Source organism: Bacillus sp. MYb209 (assembly GCF_002975175.1).
Classification (GTDB): domain Bacteria; phylum Bacillota; class Bacilli; order Bacillales; family Bacillaceae_G; genus Bacillus_A.
The window spans coordinates 51,697-68,502 of sequence record NZ_PCNZ01000002.1; the positions used below are offsets into that span (position 1 = coordinate 51,697).

14 protein-coding genes are annotated in these 16,806 nt (G+C 37.4%); 12 read left to right on the top strand and 2 right to left on the bottom strand.

Annotated features, from left to right (window positions below):
* Positions 1 to 114: 114 nt before the first annotated feature.
* From CQZ94_RS03840 to ysxC, 6 genes are all read left to right on the top strand, one after another.
* The gene (locus tag CQZ94_RS03840; protein ID WP_105584354.1) at positions 115 to 1,113 is read left to right on the top strand and encodes a tetratricopeptide repeat protein; all 999 of its coding nucleotides are present in this window, start codon (positions 115 to 117) and stop codon (positions 1,111 to 1,113) included.
* Between the two features lie 310 nt (positions 1,114 to 1,423).
* Complete coding sequence (gene tig / locus CQZ94_RS03845; RefSeq protein ID WP_105584355.1) at positions 1,424 to 2,701, top strand: trigger factor; 1,278 nt, start codon at positions 1,424 to 1,426, stop codon at positions 2,699 to 2,701.
* Positions 2,702 to 2,964: 263 nt separating this feature from the next.
* Positions 2,965 to 4,224 carry an ATP-dependent protease ATP-binding subunit ClpX gene (gene clpX / locus CQZ94_RS03850; protein ID WP_000472285.1) on the top strand — a complete coding sequence of 420 codons (1,260 nt, stop codon included), beginning with the start codon at positions 2,965 to 2,967 and terminating at the stop codon, positions 4,222 to 4,224.
* Between the two features lie 106 nt (positions 4,225 to 4,330).
* The gene (lonB, locus tag CQZ94_RS03855; RefSeq protein ID WP_142395745.1) at positions 4,331 to 6,001 is read left to right on the top strand and encodes an ATP-dependent protease LonB; all 1,671 of its coding nucleotides are present in this window, start codon (positions 4,331 to 4,333) and stop codon (positions 5,999 to 6,001) included.
* 184 nt (positions 6,002 to 6,185) lie between these two features.
* Positions 6,186 to 8,516 carry an endopeptidase La gene (gene lon / locus CQZ94_RS03860; protein WP_105584357.1) on the top strand — a complete coding sequence of 777 codons (2,331 nt, stop codon included), beginning with the start codon at positions 6,186 to 6,188 and terminating at the stop codon, positions 8,514 to 8,516.
* Entirely contained in the window at positions 8,513 to 9,109 is a 597-nt protein-coding gene (gene ysxC / locus CQZ94_RS03865; protein WP_105584358.1) for a ribosome biogenesis GTP-binding protein YsxC, read from the top strand. Before lon ends, ysxC begins: the two co-directional genes overlap by 4 nt.
* 34 nt (positions 9,110 to 9,143) lie before the next feature.
* On the opposite strand, the gene CQZ94_RS03870 is transcribed toward ysxC, so the two are convergent.
* Positions 9,144 to 9,560, bottom strand: a complete 417-nt coding sequence (locus tag CQZ94_RS03870; RefSeq protein WP_105584359.1) for an organic hydroperoxide resistance protein — start codon at positions 9,558 to 9,560, stop codon at positions 9,144 to 9,146.
* Positions 9,561 to 9,574: 14 nt separating this feature from the next.
* Positions 9,575 to 10,015, bottom strand: coding sequence for a MarR family winged helix-turn-helix transcriptional regulator (locus tag CQZ94_RS03875; RefSeq protein ID WP_105584360.1), 441 nt, complete (start codon positions 10,013 to 10,015; stop codon positions 9,575 to 9,577).
* A 417-nt stretch (positions 10,016 to 10,432) separates the two neighbouring features.
* Between CQZ94_RS03875 and hemA the strand changes: the two genes are divergently transcribed.
* The 6 genes from hemA to hemL all read left to right on the top strand — a co-directional run bounded on the left by hemA (position 10,433) and on the right by hemL (position 16,764).
* Positions 10,433 to 11,764 (top strand): glutamyl-tRNA reductase, encoded by a 1,332-nt coding sequence (gene hemA, locus CQZ94_RS03880; protein WP_002034196.1) that lies wholly within the window; start codon positions 10,433 to 10,435, stop codon positions 11,762 to 11,764.
* A gap of 17 nt (positions 11,765 to 11,781) precedes the next feature.
* Positions 11,782 to 12,615 carry a cytochrome c biogenesis protein gene (locus CQZ94_RS03885; protein ID WP_105584361.1) on the top strand — a complete coding sequence of 278 codons (834 nt, stop codon included), beginning with the start codon at positions 11,782 to 11,784 and terminating at the stop codon, positions 12,613 to 12,615.
* Between the two features lie 15 nt (positions 12,616 to 12,630).
* Positions 12,631 to 13,560: a hydroxymethylbilane synthase gene (gene hemC / locus CQZ94_RS03890; protein ID WP_105584362.1), complete on the top strand. Its 930-nt coding sequence runs from the start codon at positions 12,631 to 12,633 to the stop codon at positions 13,558 to 13,560.
* Positions 13,561 to 13,562: 2 nt separating this feature from the next.
* On the top strand, positions 13,563 to 14,315 hold the full coding sequence (gene hemD, locus CQZ94_RS03895) for a uroporphyrinogen-III synthase (RefSeq protein ID WP_105584363.1): 753 nt from the start codon (positions 13,563 to 13,565) through the stop codon (positions 14,313 to 14,315).
* A gap of 170 nt (positions 14,316 to 14,485) precedes the next feature.
* On the top strand, positions 14,486 to 15,475 hold the full coding sequence (hemB, locus tag CQZ94_RS03900; protein ID WP_002015358.1) for a porphobilinogen synthase: 990 nt from the start codon (positions 14,486 to 14,488) through the stop codon (positions 15,473 to 15,475).
* Complete coding sequence (gene hemL, locus CQZ94_RS03905; protein WP_105584364.1) at positions 15,475 to 16,764, top strand: glutamate-1-semialdehyde 2,1-aminomutase; 1,290 nt, start codon at positions 15,475 to 15,477, stop codon at positions 16,762 to 16,764. The genes hemB and hemL overlap by 1 nt, the downstream gene beginning before the upstream one ends.
* Positions 16,765 to 16,806: the final 42 nt, after the last annotated feature.

The window sequence follows — 16,806 nt, forward strand, 5'->3', positions numbered from 1 at the left end:
AAAAATAGAATATTCCTATATTTCAAATAAATGATTTTGGAGTGTTGTGTTCTCATTACGCATTTGATATATTTACTTTGAAGATCATTAAAATCTAGAAAAAGAGGCGGACGTATGGATAAAAAAGAAAATACGGTCGTATTGTTTCCGCAACTATCAGAACGCTATATTGATAAAGGTTTTTTAGCGTTGAAAGAGCGGGAATTCGAAGATGCATTGCGCTGCTTTGAAGTATTACGTCAGTATAATGCAGAAACGGAACAAACAGAATTAGCTTCAGTTATTTGTTTGCTAGAATTAAAACGTATGGAAGAAGCGAAAGAAAAATGTGAGCAGTTGCTTGAAACGGGAGCTGTATTATTTGGTGATATTCTTGAAACGTATGTAACTATTTTAGTTCAAACAAATGATTATGAAGGTGTCATCGAAACTGTTGAGGAAGTTTTGCAAACGAAAGATATAATTCCTGAGCAAAAGGAAAAATTGGCTCAGCTTGCTTTGTTTGCGCAAGGGATGCTGAATGAAGAAGATATACCGCTAGTGGATTCGAATTTTGAATTAGAAAAATTTACCGATGGGCTTTTTGGAGAAAACTTTGGTCAAAAGCTAAGAGTGATCCAGAAACTTTCGTTAAAAGACCTGGATCTCGCACTTCCTACTTTAAAGAAATTTTTAATAGACGAAGAGCAGCACCCTTATTTAAAAACTTCTATTTTGTATAAAATGGTAGAAAATCAAATAGAAGAAGAGATAGAGGTAGAGAAGTTTGGAAATACGATAAAGGTGATTCCAGCATTTACGGGTCATAATGAGGAGCAATCCGATAAAATTATACATAAATTCTCAAACCGATTAGAGCAAAATTATCCAGATATATTTGATGCGATGGTTACATACTGGAAAGAATTACAAATTAGCATTTTCCCATTCCCTCTATTAATGGACAAAGTAGAAATTTGGGCTGCCGTCTTAGAGAGAATTGGAAGAAAGCGTTTCGGATTGGCTATTGATGAAGAAGAACTTATGACAGCATACAATATTGAGTTTGAGGAATTTCATATTGCCTATCAATGGTTACTGCGAATTGAAAGAGAAGGGTATTTGCCCGTATAATTATGAAAAAGAATCGTTCAGTTATTGAAACGAGCACATTCTATGTTATAATGTAAGGGTTGCAAAAGGCAGAAATCTGCCTGTTTGTAAGAGAAGAGGAGTATAATTCTCTTACTTAATATGTTTCATATTAGTCTCGAACAAAATATACCGTAGTTGTCTTTTAGACAATTAGTAGATTGGAACATTGTATCTGAAAGCTTTTTGCTAGAGGGTTATTTGTACATTTGTTATTTCAAGAAAGAGATAATAAAAATCTTAATCTATAGAGGTATGTGCATACATTATTATAGTTGGAGGGAAAGAATAAATGTCTACAAAATGGGAAAAATTAGAAGGTAACGTTGGCGTTTTAACAATCGAAGTTGATGCTAAAGAAGTAAATAACTCTATCGACGCTGCATTCAAAAAAGTAGTAAAAACAATTAATGTACCAGGTTTCCGTAAAGGAAAAATGCCTCGTCCATTATTCGAACAACGCTTTGGTATTGAATCTTTATACCAAGATGCTTTAGATATCATCTTACCAAAAGCATACGGTGAAGCAATCGATGAAGCTGGTATCTTCCCAGTTGCTCATCCTGAGATTGACATCGAGAAATTCGAAAAAGGCCAAAACTTAATTTTCACTGCAAAAGTTACTGTAAAACCTGAAGTTAAATTAGGTGATTACAAAGGTTTAGCAGTAGAAAAAGTTGAAACAACTGTAACTGACGAGGATGTAGAGAACGAAGTAAAAGCTTTACAAGAGCGTCAAGCTGAACTAGTTGTTAAAGAAGAAGGAACTGTTGCAGATGGTGATACAGCTGTAATCGACTTCGAAGGTTTCGTTGATGGCGAAGCATTTGAAGGCGGAAAAGGCGAAAACTATTCTCTTGCAATCGGTTCTGGTACTTTCATCCCAGGTTTCGAAGAGCAAGTAATTGGTCTTAAATCTGGTGATTCTAAAGAAGTTGAAGTATCATTCCCAGAAGAGTACCATGCTGCTGAATTAGCTGGTAAACCAGCAACATTCAAAGTAACAATTCACGAAATCAAAACAAAAGAACTTCCTGAGTTAAACGACGAGTTCGCTAAAGATGCTGACGAAGAAGTTGCAACTCTTGATGAATTAAAAACAAAACTTCGTACAAACTTAGAAGAAGGCAAAAAGCACGAAGCTGAGCACAAAGTACGTGACGAAGTAGTAGAATTAGCTGCTGCTAACGCTGAAATCGACATTCCAGAAGCTATGATCGACACTGAGTTAGATCGTATGGTTCGTGAATTCGAGCAACGTTTAAGCCAACAAGGTATGAACCTTGAGCTTTACTACCAATTCACAGGTACTGACGCTGACAAATTAAAAGAGCAAATGAAAGAGGATGCACAAAAACGTGTAAGAATCAATCTTGTTCTTGAAGCTATCATTGAAGCTGAAAACATCGAAGTTACTGAAGAAGAAGTAACTGAAGAAGTTGAAAAAATGGCTGAAATGTACGGTATGCCAGTAGACGCTATCAAGCAAGCTCTTGGAAGCGTAGACGCTTTATCTGAAGATCTTAAAGTGCGTAAAGCTGTAGACTTCTTAGTAGAAAACGCTGCATAATAAAATAACAAGGCGCGATTTTAATCGTGCCTTGTTTTATAAATATAGAAATATATTTATAAAACTTTTCGATGAAGAAGGAAAAGTTCCTTTGTAAGTCGAATATACATATTTCAAAAGTTTTAAAATTTTTTATTTGTACATAACTAGTCATATTATTTGTATTTCTCGCCACGTAGTGACATAATATGTATTTACATACGATACATTTATCGTGTACATACGAAGGCAAGAGATTAGCACTTTGTAAGGGGTGTGAAAATATGTTTAAATTTAATGATGAAAAAGGTCAATTAAAATGTTCTTTCTGTGGTAAAACACAAACGCAAGTTCGAAAGCTAGTTGCAGGTCCAGGTGTTTACATTTGTGACGAGTGTATCGAGCTTTGTACTGAAATTGTACAAGAGGAGCTTGCGAAGGACGAAGAAGTAGAATTCAAAGATGTACCGAAACCGGTAGAAATTCGTGAAATCTTAGATGAGTATGTCATCGGACAAGATAACGCGAAAAAAGCACTAGCGGTAGCGGTATATAACCATTACAAACGCATTAATTCTAACAGCAAAATTGATGATGTAGAATTGGCGAAGAGTAATATTTCACTTATTGGGCCAACTGGTAGTGGTAAAACATTATTGGCACAAACATTAGCGCGTATTTTAAATGTTCCATTTGCGATCGCGGACGCAACATCTTTAACAGAAGCTGGATATGTAGGGGAAGATGTAGAAAACATCTTACTAAAATTAATCCAAGCAGCTGATTATGATGTAGAGAAAGCGGAAAAAGGAATCATTTATATTGATGAGATTGATAAAGTGGCACGTAAGTCCGAAAATCCATCAATTACACGTGATGTATCTGGTGAAGGCGTACAGCAGGCACTTCTGAAAATTTTAGAAGGTACTGTAGCAAGCGTTCCACCTCAAGGTGGTCGTAAGCACCCGCATCAAGAGTTTATTCAAATTGATACAACGAACATCCTATTCATTTGTGGTGGAGCGTTTGATGGCATCGAGCCTATTATTAAACGTCGCCTTGGTGAGAAAGTAATTGGATTTGGTGCTGAGAAGAAAAATGCTGATGTAAATGAGAAGCATGTTTTATCTCACGTTTTACCAGAGGATCTTTTAAGATTCGGTTTAATTCCGGAGTTTATCGGTCGTCTTCCAGTTATTGCGAACCTAGAGCCGCTTGATGAAGATGCTCTTGTAGATATTTTAACTAAACCGAAAAATGCACTTGTTAAGCAATTCCAAAAACTATTGGAGCTTGACGATGTTGAGTTAGAGTTTGAAGAAGGTGCACTAGTTGAGATTGCGAAAAAAGCAATTGAACGTAAAACAGGTGCTCGTGGACTTCGTTCTATTATTGAAGGCTTGATGCTTGATGTAATGTTCGAACTTCCATCTCGCAAAGATATCGAGAAGTGTATTCTTACGAAAGAAACAGTAGCTGATAATGAACCGCCGAAATTGGTGTTACAAGACGGTACTGTACTTGATACAAAAACATCTGCATAATGCGAAGAAGAAACAGCAATTTTTATAATTGCTGTTTTTCTTTATGTTTAGCACTATTCCTCCCAGGAAATACTAAAAGGTAAAACATAGCGGGAGGAAATGAATTATGAGCTGGACAAATATATTTTTACTTGTTCAACTTGTTTTTGGCGTAATTGTCGGATTGTATTTTTGGCATTTACTTCGAAATCAGCGAACACAAAAAGTTTCAATTGATCGAGAATCGAAAAAAGAATTAGAGCAGCTTCGTAAAATGCGTGAGGTTTCTTTAACAGAGCCACTTGCGGAAAAGGTACGTCCTACATCCTTTGTAGACATTGTAGGGCAAGAAGACGGGATTAAGTCGTTAAAAGCGGCTCTTTGTGGTCCTAATCCGCAACATGTGATCATATATGGTCCGCCAGGTGTCGGAAAGACAGCGGCAGCACGCCTTGTATTAGAAGAAGCGAAACGAAATCCGAAATCTCCATTTCGTACAAATGCAACATTTATTGAACTTGATGCAACGACAGCTAGGTTTGATGAGCGTGGTATTGCGGATCCATTAATTGGTTCAGTGCATGATCCGATTTATCAAGGAGCAGGTGCAATGGGGCAAGCGGGTATCCCGCAACCGAAAAAAGGGGCTGTAACAGATGCGCATGGTGGTATTTTGTTCATTGATGAGATTGGTGAATTACATCCAATTCAAATGAATAAAATGCTAAAGGTGTTAGAAGATCGGAAAGTGTTTTTGGAAAGTGCGTATTATAGTGAAGAAAATTCGATGATTCCAACGTATATACATGATATTTTTCAAAAAGGTTTACCGGCAGATTTTCGCTTAGTTGGTGCAACGACGCGTTCACCAGAGGAAATTCCTCCTGCAATTAGGTCGCGGTGTTTAGAAGTGTTCTTCCGTGAGTTAGATACAGAAGAAATTCAAAAAGTAGCGAAAAATGCAGCTGACAAAGTGGAGATGCAAGTAGGTGAGAACGGTATCGAAATGATTGGAATGTATGCAAGAAATGGACGAGAAGCAATTAATCTCGTGCAAATTTCTGCTGGTATGGCGATAAATGAAGAACGACCTTTCATTAAAGATGAAGATATTGAGTGGGTTGTTCATTCTAGTCAGCTTACACCAAAGTACGAAAAACGTATTTATCCAATTCCAAGAATCGGTCTTGTGAACGGGCTTGCTGTATATGGGCCGAATACAGGTGCGTTATTAGAAATTGAGGTAACAGCTATTCCTGCGAAAGATAAAGGGTCAGTAAATGTCACTGGAATTGTAGAAGAGGAAAGTATTGGCAACCAAACGAAATCGATTCGTCGAAAAAGTATGGCGAAAGGTTCTGTTGATAATGTGTTAACAGTACTTCGTTCTCTAGATGTGTTGCCAGAAGGGTATGATATACATATTAATTTTCCTGGTGGTATCCCCATTGATGGTCCTTCAGCAGGTATTGCTATGGCAACAGGTGTCTATTCAGCAGTGCATCGTACGTATGTGAATAATGAAGTAGCGATGACAGGTGAGATAAGTATCCACGGAGAAGTGAAGCCTATTGGTGGTGTGTACGCAAAAATAAAAGCTGCGAAAAAAGCGGGAGCTAAGAAAGTCATCATTCCGGCTGAAAACATGCAACCATTTTTGTATACAATAAAGGGAATTGAGATCATTCCTGTTCGCAAATTAAAAGAAGTGTTTGAATTAACATTTATGCAGGAAAATATTCATCGTGAGCTTGATGCACATACTGCTTTGGACGAAACAGATGCACAATCAATGTGAGAATATACAATAATAAAATTTGCCAGACTTCGTTTAAGTTTGTATGCTTAAGCGGAGTCTTTTTTCTTTTCGTGAGGCACAAAAAAACAGGGGATTTACAATTGCGAAGAATCTCTGCAATTGCATCTAGATGTATTGTAATATAAAATAGTTGAACAGGAGTTTAATTTGTTATGGAGGTGCTATGTCTAGTATGAATACGAATGAAAGAATTGTGCCCCTCCTACCATTAAGAGGCATTCTCGTATATCCAACGATGGTTCTGCATCTTGATGTAGGACGTGATAAATCGATACAAGCACTAGAGCAGGCGGCAATGGATGAAAATATCATCTTTTTAGCGATGCAAAAAGAAATGAATATCGACGATCCGAAAGAAGATGACATATATAGTGTAGGTACAGTGGCGAAAGTGAAGCAAATGTTAAAATTGCCGAATGGTACGCTTCGTGTCCTTGTAGAAGGTTTACATAGAGCAGAAGTAGTAGAGTTTATCGAAGAAGAAAATGTGGTACAAGTTTCTATTAGAACAGTAACTGAAGAAGTAGAAGATGATTTGGAAGAGAAGGCTCTTATGCGTACGTTACTGGAGCATTTCGAACAATATATTAAAGTTTCGAAAAAAGTTTCAAATGAAACATTTGCAACGGTAGCTGATGTAGAAGAACCCGGAAGACTAGCTGATTTAATTGCTTCTCACTTACCGATTAAAACGAAGCGGAAACAAGAGATTTTAGAGATTGTATCTGTGAAAGAACGACTACATACACTTATTTCAATTATTCAAGATGAACAAGAGTTACTTAGCCTAGAAAAGAAAATTGGACAAAAAGTGAAACATTCAATGGAGCGCACGCAAAAAGAATATTTCTTACGTGAGCAAATGAAGGCGATTCAAACTGAACTTGGTGATAAAGAAGGCAAGGGCGGGGAAGTTGAAGAACTTCGTGAGAAAATTGAACAGTCGGGAATGCCTGAAGAAACAATGAAGGCTGCACTGAAAGAATTAGATCGTTATGAAAAGTTACCTGTAAGTTCTGCTGAGAGTGGTGTCATTCGTAATTATATTGATTGGTTATTAGCTCTCCCGTGGACAACAGCAACAGAGGATATGATTGACCTCGCTCATTCGGAAGAAATTTTAAATAAAGATCATTACGGTCTTGAAAAAGTGAAAGAGCGAGTACTTGAATATTTAGCTGTACAGAAGTTAACGAATTCATTAAAAGGACCAATTCTTTGTCTAGTAGGACCTCCTGGGGTTGGAAAAACTTCGTTAGCACGTTCTATTGCAACATCGTTAAATCGTAATTTTGTACGTGTTTCTCTTGGTGGTGTGCGTGATGAATCTGAAATTCGTGGTCACCGTCGTACATATGTAGGAGCGATGCCAGGACGTATTATTCAAGGTATGAAAAAGGCGAAAACAGTTAATCCAGTCTTCTTATTAGATGAGATTGATAAAATGTCTAACGATTTCAGGGGAGATCCATCAGCGGCGTTACTTGAAGTGTTAGATCCAGAACAAAACCATAACTTCAGTGATCATTACATTGAAGAGCCATATGATTTATCGAAAGTTATGTTCGTTGCAACTGCTAATACACTTGCAAGTGTTCCGGGCCCATTGCTTGACCGTATGGAAATCATTTCGATTGCTGGTTATACAGAACTTGAAAAGGTGCACATTGCTCGTGAGCATTTATTGCCGAAACAATTAAAAGAGCACGGTTTGCGAAAAGGTAATTTGCAAGTGCGTGATGAAGCGCTTCTTGAAATTATTCGTTATTATACACGCGAGGCTGGTGTTCGTACGTTAGAGCGTCAAATTGCAAAAGTTTGTCGTAAAGCAGCAAAAATTATCGTTACAGCAGAACGCAAGCGCATTGTTGTAACAGAGAAAAATATTGTTGATTTACTTGGTAAGCATATATTCCGTTATGGTCAAGCTGAAAAAACAGACCAAGTTGGTATGGCAACAGGTTTAGCTTACACAGCAGCGGGCGGCGATACACTTGCAATTGAAGTGTCTGTAGCGCCAGGAAAAGGGAAATTAATTTTAACAGGGAAACTTGGGGATGTTATGAAAGAATCCGCACAAGCAGCGTTTAGCTATATTCGTTCTCGTGCAGAAGAACTTCATATTGATCCGGATTTCCATGAGAAAAACGATATTCATATTCATGTTCCAGAAGGAGCAGTTCCAAAAGATGGACCGTCAGCAGGTATTACGATGGCAACTGCACTTATTTCTGCACTAACAGGTATTCCTGTAAGTAAAGAAGTTGGTATGACAGGTGAAATTACACTTCGTGGTCGTGTATTACCAATTGGTGGTTTGAAAGAAAAAACATTAAGTGCTCACCGTGCGGGATTAACAAAAATTATTTTACCGGCGGAAAATGAGAAAGATTTAGATGATATTCCAGAGAGCGTAAAAGAAAACCTTACGTTTGTGCTTGCATCTCATTTAGACGAAGTATTGGAGCACGCATTAGTAGGAGTGAAACAATGAAAGTAACAAAAGCAGATATTGTAATTAGTGCCGTTAAACCGGAACAATATCCAGACAGTGATTTACCAGAAATCGCCTTAGCAGGTCGTTCTAATGTCGGGAAGTCTTCCTTTATTAATAAAATTTTAAATCGTAAAAAGTTAGTACGTATTTCTTCTAAACCAGGAAAAACGCAAACGCTGAACTTTTTCTTAATCAATGAAATGATGCATTTTGTTGACGTTCCAGGTTATGGATATGCGAAAGTATCTAAAACGGAGCGCGCGGCATGGGGCAGAATGATTGAGACTTACTTTACAACACGTGAGCAATTAGACGCAGCTGTATTAGTAGTTGATTTACGTCACCAACCAACAAAAGATGACGTGATGATGTATGATTTCTTAAAGCATTATGAAATCCCAACAATTATTATTGCAACGAAAGCCGATAAAATTCCGAAAGGGAAATGGCAAAAGCATTTAAAAGTTGTAAAAGAAACGCTTGCTGTTGAAATTGGGGATGAAATCGTTCTATTCTCTTCTGAAACAGGACTTGGAAAAGAAGAAGCATGGAAAGCAATTCATAAAATGACAAAAACAAAAAACGCGTGACGAATGTCGCGCGTTTTTTTTATTTACTAAAATTTTAGCGTACGTTTAATGTAACTTCAATATTTCCTCTTGTTGCTTTAGAGTAAGGACATACACCGTGAGCGGCTTCTACAAGTTCTTGTGCTTCGGCATGAGAAACACCAGCAACATGTATGTCAAGTACAGCAGATAGTCCGAAACCACCATCTGTATCTTTACCGATAGAAACCTGTGCAGTCACTTCTGTACTTTCCACTTTCACACGTTTTGTACGAATTACAAGTTGCAATGCGCTATCAAAGCAAGCTGCATAACCAGCTGCAAATAATTGTTCTGGATTTGTTGCCTCTCCGCCTGCGCCACCTAGTGCTTTTGGCATTTTTACATCAAGATTTAATATGCCATCATCTGAAACTACCTTACCGTTTCTTCCGCCTGTTGCTGTTACTGAAGCAGTATATAATTTATTCATGTTTATTCCCCTTTTCAATCATTAATTTTTTTCATTGTTCCAATTAATGTGTTTAATTGGATTAATAAAGAATGATATTCTTGCTCTGTAATTCCTAATTTTGTAGCCATCGTTGTCGGTAATGAACAAGCTATTTCTTTTAAATCTTTACCTTGTTCTGTTAATTCAATACAAACTTTTCGCTCGTCTTCTTTTGAACGAACACGTTGTACAAGTTTTAATGATTCCATCCGTTTTAACATAGGTGTTAAAGTACCAGAATCTAAAAATAGACGTTCCCCAATTTCTTTTACTGTTAGTCCGTCTTGTTCCCAGAGTACGAGTAAAGTAATGTACTGGGGATACGTAATGCCCATTTCTTCTAAATAGGGGCGGTAAAAACGGGTAACCTCTCTAGAACAAGCGTAAATAGAAAAACAAAGTTGGTTATCTAGATGCAAAGGATTTTCTTTCATAAGCAACTCCTTGTGTTTTTTAATTTTGCACAATTTAATTTTGTAAAATCAATATAACGAAAAAGAAATACAATGTCAAATGCATTGCATTGAGAAAGTGAATACTATATTTTGGAACAATCATACATATTTTCCTTCATGATGAAAGAAGATAGAAAAGATGATGTTATAATTAATATGGAATAGTTTCCATCACTTGATTATGAGGACTTTTTTTGGTAACGTACAAATAGAGTTGTTATTTTATAATCATTATAAAGTAGAGAGTTCTTTATTAATCTTACTGAAGCTCCTTTATTACATATGGAGAATAAATAAAAAATAATCAGTTGTTCACACGATTGTCAGATTTATAAGAGGAAAGTTGTATTATGATAGTAGATAAAGTGATAAAACGGGTGAAGGGGGACATGCTGCGTGCATATTCTTGTTGTTAGTGTAAATTATCGAACAGCCCCTGTAGAATTTCGTGAGAAACTCACATTTCAGGCAGCAGAGCTAGAGCAAGCAATGACTACATTACAAAACCAAAAGAGCGTGCTAGAAAATGTCATTGTATCAACTTGTAATCGCACTGAGATTTACGCTGTTGTCGATCAATTACACACGGGACGGTATTACATTAAGAAGTTTTTAGCTGATTGGTTTCAGCTTGAAATAGAAGAAGTCGCACCATACTTGTCTATTTTTGAACAAGATGGCGCAATAGATCATTTATTCCGCGTAACGTGTGGTTTAGATTCTATGGTTGTTGGAGAGACACAAATTTTAGGTCAAATAAAAGATAGCTTTTTAGAAGCACAACAAGTAAAAGCGACAGGTACAATTTTTAATGAGTTGTTTAAGCAAGTGGTTACGTTAGCAAAACGTGCGCACTCAGAAACAACGATTGGTGAAAGTGCGATGTCTGTTAGTTATGCTGCTGTTGAGCTCGGAAAGAAAATATTTGGCGATTTAACAGATTGTCATGTACTTATTCTTGGTGCGGGTAAGATGGGTGAACTTGCACTGCAAAACTTATACGGAAGTGGAGCTCGTAAAGTAACAGTTATGAATAGGACGCTTACGAAAGCGGAAGTGATGGCTGAGAAATATATGGGACATGCAAAGCCTTTAAGTGAATTGCAATGTGCATTATTAGAAGCGGATATTTTAATTAGTTCAACGGGTGCATCAGAATATGTCATTACGAAAGAAATGATGACAAAAGTAGAGAGAATGCGCTCTGGTCGTCCGTTATTTATGGTTGATATTGCAGTACCACGTGATATTGATCCTGCGATTGATGAATTAGAAGGCTCTTTCTTATATGATATCGACGATCTGCAAGGTGTAGTTGAAGCAAACCGTGCTGAACGTTTAAAAGAAGCAGAGAAAATTCAATTTATGATTGAAGAGGAAATGGTTTTATTTAAAACGTGGTTAAGTACGCTTGGTGTTGTGCCGTTAATATCGGCTCTTCGTGATAAAGCGCTAGCAATTCAAAGTGATACGATGGAAAGTCTTGAGCGAAAAATACCAAACCTTAGTGATCGTGAGAAAAAAGTAATTAGTAAACATACGAAAAGTATTATTAATCAATTGTTAAAAGACCCAATTTTAGTAGCTAAAGAACTAGCTGTTGAAGAGGGAGCTGGCGAAAAATTAGCTTTATTTGCGAAGATTTTTGATTTAGAAGTGGAAGAAGCGGGAAATACGGAAGAAGTAGAACATAAAAGAGCGTGGACACCATCCGTTCCATCTTTATAACTTGGAAGGATGATCGGATGAGTTTTTTAAATAACAGTATTATTTATCATATTGCAATTATTTTATATGCTTGTAGCATTAGTTTATATTTTATAGATTATTTTCAAAGTAACCGAAAGGCGAACCGATTTGCTTTTTGGTTACTTTCGATTGTATGGGTATTGCAGTCTATCTTTATGTTGCTGAGGGCTACAGATTCAGAAACGAATCCTATTTTAACTTTATTGTCAGGGATTTATTTTTATGTTTGGTTATTGATTACGATGTCATTAGTCATTAATCGATTTATGCGCATTGACTTTTTAGTCTTTTTTACAAATGTTGTAGCATTTGGCGTAAGCGCTTTTTCTATTTTTACACCGCTCGGAAAGATGTCGCCAGTACTTGCAGAGCAATTAGTTTCAGAACTTGTATACGTGCATGTCGGTATGGCGATTATTTCTTATGCAACGTTTACTGTATCGTTTATTTTTTCTATTATGTATTTATTGCAATATCGGCTATTAAAAAAGAAAAAATGGAATGCGAGATTAAGAAGATTAGGAAATTTACCGAAGCTTGAATCTATGTCTTACGGATTAAATTTATTTTCTGTTCCATTTTTCTTATTAGCAATTATATTAGGATGCATATGGGGATATACAAAATTGGATAATTTCCATTGGTATGATACGAAAGTAATCGGGTCTTTTGTCGTTCTATTTGTATATTGTGCAGGCTTATATTTACGAGCGGCAGATGTGTTGCAAGGTAAGAAAATTGTGCAGTGGAATATCGGGGCATTTCTCGTAATGCTAGTTAACATTTTTCTATTAAGCAGTTTATCTAATTTCCACTTTTGGTATTTATAATGAGGAGAGAGAATTATGCGCAAAATTATTGTAGGTTCACGAAAGAGTAAACTAGCATTAACACAAACAAATTGGTTTATCGATCAATTAAAAGCGCTTGGTTTACCATATGAATTTGAAGTGAAAGAAATCGTCACAAAAGGTGATGTTATTTTAGATGTTACTCTTTCAAAAGTAGGCGGAAAAGGTTTATTTGTAAAGGAAATTGAACACGCGTTACTTACGAAAGAAATTGATATGGCTGTACATAGTATGAAAGATATGCCAGCTGTACTTCCAGATGGATTAACGATTGGTTGTACACCAAAGCGCGTTGACCCTCGTGATGCTTTTATTTCTAAAAACGGAGAATCGTTTAAAGACTTAGCAGAAGGCGCGATCTTAGGGACTAGTAGTTTGAGACGTAGTGCACAACTACTAGCTGCGAGACCAGATTTACAAGTGAAATGGATTCGCGGGAATATCGATACACGCTTACGTAAGTTAAAAGATGAAGATTACGATGCAATTATTTTAGCGACAGCTGGATTACAGAGAATGGGCTGGGACGGAGAAGTTATTACAGAACATTTAGATGAAACGTTATGTGTACCAGCCGTAGGACAAGGTGCATTAGCGATTGAATGTCGTGAGGATGATAAGGATTTACTTCAGTTGTTAGCACATATTAATGATGCAGTAACAGAAAGAACAGTGGCTGCTGAACGAGTATTTCTTCATAAACTTGAAGGTGGATGCCAAGTTCCAATCGCTGGATATGCAACTCTTAAAGAAAATGATGCAATCGAATTAACAGCGCTTGTCGGTTCTATGGACGGTTCTGTTTTATTGAAAGAGATAGTAGTAGGCATTGATCCGAAGCAAGTTGGATTAGAGGCTGCGGACCGTTTAATTAAACAAGGAGCAAAAGAGCTCATCCTTGCTGCAAATAAGGAGCAACAATAAATATGGATGCTCTCGCTGGCAAAATAGTATTGATTACACGTGCCCAGCATCAAGCGAAACAAATGAGTGTAGCAGTGAAAGAAAGGAGCGGAATTCCATTGGAAATTCCGCTTTTGCGTATGGAAGGCACATCTCATAGGCAAATTCAACGTATAACAAGGCAACTACATTCGTATGACTGGGTTATTTTTACGAGTAAAAATGGTGTAGCTTTTTTTCTAGATGGTTTGAAAAAGAAAATACCATTAACTATTAAAATCGCTGCGGTAGGCGTGAAAACAAAATTAGAGTTAGAAAAAAGGGGCTATCAAGTTCATTTTGTTCCGACCTCATTTGTTGCAGAAGCATTTGCCGAAGAGTTTCTAAAAGAATTAAGTGGAAACGAGCGTATTTTATTTCCGAAAGGGAATTTAGCAAGAGATGTAATCCCGGTTAAACTTAGGGAGTTTGGTGTTTTTCTAGATGAGCTAATCGTATATGGTACGAAGGTGAATGTAGAGAAAAAACAAGAACTTATAGCAGCATTGAAATTAGGGGAAGTAAATATTATTACATTTACGAGCCCGTCAACTGTTGATAGTTTTGTTCGTTTACTTGAGGGTACAAACTGGAGAGAATGGACGAAAAAATGTACAATTGCTTGTATAGGACCTATTACGGAAAAAGAGGCGAACCTTTATTTTCCACATGTTATTGTGCCGAAAGAGTACACTGTAGAAGCATTACTACAATGCATTTGTGAATCTATAAAGTGAAACTTTAATTAGTGGGGGGGGTTCATCCCCACTAATTATTAGCCTTCACCAATCGGGCGTTTACGGGCAGCAGGGCTTCCACCTAACTTCTTTGCTCCAGCTGAATTTTGAGGTGGATGTTTTACTGCCCGTTAACGCGGGATAAAATAAAAGAATGGGGATAGAAATCTATGAATTCTTTACAATTTAATCGTCATCGTCGTCTAAGACAAAGCGGGGGCATGCGTGCACTTGTGCGTGAAACATTTTTACATACAGAAGATTTTATTTACCCTATTTTTGTATTAGAAGGAGAAAATACTCGTAATGAAGTTCCTTCTATGCCAGGCGTATATCAAATGTCTTTAGATTTATTGCAAGCTGAAATGCAAGAGGTCGTTGATTTAGGTATTCGTTCTGTTATTGTATTTGGTTTACCTGCTGAAAAGGACGAAGTTGGATCATCGGCATATTGTGAGCATGGAATTGTACAGCGTGCAATTAAGCAAATTAAGGATGAGTTCCCAGAGCTAGTAGTAGTTGCAGATACATGTTTATGTCAATTCACAAGCCATGGTCATTGCGGTGTTATTGAAGATGGCGTTATTTTAAATGATGAGTCTCTTGCAGCTCTTGCAAAAACAGCTGTAAGTCAAGCGAAAGCAGGGGCGGACATTATTGCACCATCTAACATGATGGACGGATTCGTAACAGCAATTCGCCATGCATTAGATGAAAATGGTTTCGCGCACGTACCAGTTATGTCGTACGCTGTGAAATATTCATCAGCATTTTACGGACCGTTCCGTGATGCAGCACACGGTGCACCGCAGTTTGGTGACCGTAAAACATATCAAATGGACCCAGCGAACCGTATGGAAGCATTCCGTGAAGCAGAATCAGATGTAATGGAAGGGGCCGACTTCTTAATTGTAAAGCCAGCTCTTTCTTATTTAGATATCGTTCGTGATGTGAAAAATAACTTTAACTTACCAGTCGTTGCTTATAACGTAAGTGGTGAATATTCGATGATTAAAGCAGCAGCGCAAAATGGTTGGATTAATGAAAAAGAAGTTGTACTTGAGAAATTAATTAGTATGAAACGCGCAGGAGCAGACTTGATTATTACGTATCATGCAAAAGATGCAGCAAGATGGTTACAAGAAGGAGGCGCTAAATAATGAAAAAGTTTGATAAGTCGATTGCGGCGTTTGAAGAGGCTCAAGATTTAATGCCTGGAGGCGTAAATAGCCCTGTTCGTGCTTTTAAGTCTGTTGGTATGAATCCGCTGTTTATGGAGCGCGGAAAAGGCTCTAAAGTATATGATATCGATGGGAATGAATACATCGATTACGTATTATCGTGGGGACCTTTAATTCATGGTCATGCGAACGATCGTGTTGTTGAGGCTTTAAAAGCTGTTGCTGAAAAAGGAACAAGCTTTGGTGCACCAACAGAAATTGAAAATAAATTAGCGCAGCTTGTTATCGAGCGTGTACCATCAATTGAGATTGTGCGTATGGTTAACTCTGGAACAGAGGCGACAATGAGTGCACTACGTTTAGCTCGTGGTTACACTGGACGTAACAAAATTTTGAAATTCATTGGTTGTTATCACGGCCATGGTGATTCTTTATTGATTAAAGCAGGTTCGGGTGTAGCGACGCTAGGTTTACCAGATAGTCCTGGTGTACCAGAGGGTGTAGCGAAAAATACGATTACAGTAGCGTACAACGATTTAGAAAGTGTAAAATATGCTTTCGAACAATTCGGTGATGACATCGCTTGTATAATTGTAGAACCAGTGGCAGGGAATATGGGTGTTGTTCCTCCACAACCAGGATTTTTAGAAGGACTTCGTGAAGTGACAGAGCAAAACGGTGCACTACTTATTTTTGATGAAGTAATGACAGGATTCCGTGTTGCTTATAATTGTGGACAAGGTTACTACGGTGTAACTCCTGACTTAACTTGTTTAGGTAAAGTAATCGGTGGTGGTCTACCGGTAGGAGCATACGGTGGTAAGGCAGAGATTATGCGTCAAGTTGCACCAAGCGGACCGATTTATCAAGCTGGAACATTATCGGGTAATCCACTTGCAATGACAGCAGGTTATGAAACGTTAGTGCAGTTAACGCCAGAATCATATGTGGAATTTGAGCGTAAAGCAGAAATGTTAGAAGCTGGACTACGTAAGGCGGCTGAAAAGCATAATATCCCGCATCACATTAATCGTGCAGGTTCTATGATTGGTATTTTCTTTACAGATGAGCAGGTTATTAATTATGATGCAGCAAAATCTTCAAACTTAGAATTCTTTGCAGCTTACTATCGTGAAATGGTAGAACAAGGTGTATTTTTACCACCTTCTCAATTTGAAGGTTTATTCTTATCGACAGCACATAGTGATGCAGATATTGAGGCGACAATTGCGGCGGCCGAAATTGCAATGTCAAAATTAAAAGCATAATTTCTTAGAGAAAATCGCTCTCCATAAGGGGAGTGATTTTTT

Excerpts from the sequence above, each read along its gene's own strand:
- CQZ94_RS03840 (WP_105584354.1), top strand. The coding sequence starts at position 115 with ATGGATAAAAAAGAAAATACGGTCGTATTGTTTCCGCAACTATCAGAA.
- tig (WP_105584355.1), top strand. The coding sequence starts at position 1,424 with ATGTCTACAAAATGGGAAAAATTAGAAGGTAACGTTGGCGTTTTAACA.
- clpX (WP_000472285.1), top strand. The coding sequence starts at position 2,965 with ATGTTTAAATTTAATGATGAAAAAGGTCAATTAAAATGTTCTTTCTGT.
- lonB (WP_142395745.1), top strand. The coding sequence starts at position 4,331 with ATGAGCTGGACAAATATATTTTTACTTGTTCAACTTGTTTTTGGCGTA.
- lon (WP_105584357.1), top strand. The coding sequence starts at position 6,186 with ATGTCTAGTATGAATACGAATGAAAGAATTGTGCCCCTCCTACCATTA.
- ysxC (WP_105584358.1), top strand. The coding sequence starts at position 8,513 with ATGAAAGTAACAAAAGCAGATATTGTAATTAGTGCCGTTAAACCGGAA.
- CQZ94_RS03870 (WP_105584359.1), bottom strand. The coding sequence starts at position 9,560 with ATGAATAAATTATATACTGCTTCAGTAACAGCAACAGGCGGAAGAAAC.
- CQZ94_RS03875 (WP_105584360.1), bottom strand. The coding sequence starts at position 10,015 with ATGAAAGAAAATCCTTTGCATCTAGATAACCAACTTTGTTTTTCTATT.
- CQZ94_RS03885 (WP_105584361.1), top strand. The coding sequence starts at position 11,782 with ATGAGTTTTTTAAATAACAGTATTATTTATCATATTGCAATTATTTTA.
- hemC (WP_105584362.1), top strand. The coding sequence starts at position 12,631 with ATGCGCAAAATTATTGTAGGTTCACGAAAGAGTAAACTAGCATTAACA.
- hemD (WP_105584363.1), top strand. The coding sequence starts at position 13,563 with ATGGATGCTCTCGCTGGCAAAATAGTATTGATTACACGTGCCCAGCAT.
- hemB (WP_002015358.1), top strand. The coding sequence starts at position 14,486 with ATGAATTCTTTACAATTTAATCGTCATCGTCGTCTAAGACAAAGCGGG.
- hemL (WP_105584364.1), top strand. The coding sequence starts at position 15,475 with ATGAAAAAGTTTGATAAGTCGATTGCGGCGTTTGAAGAGGCTCAAGAT.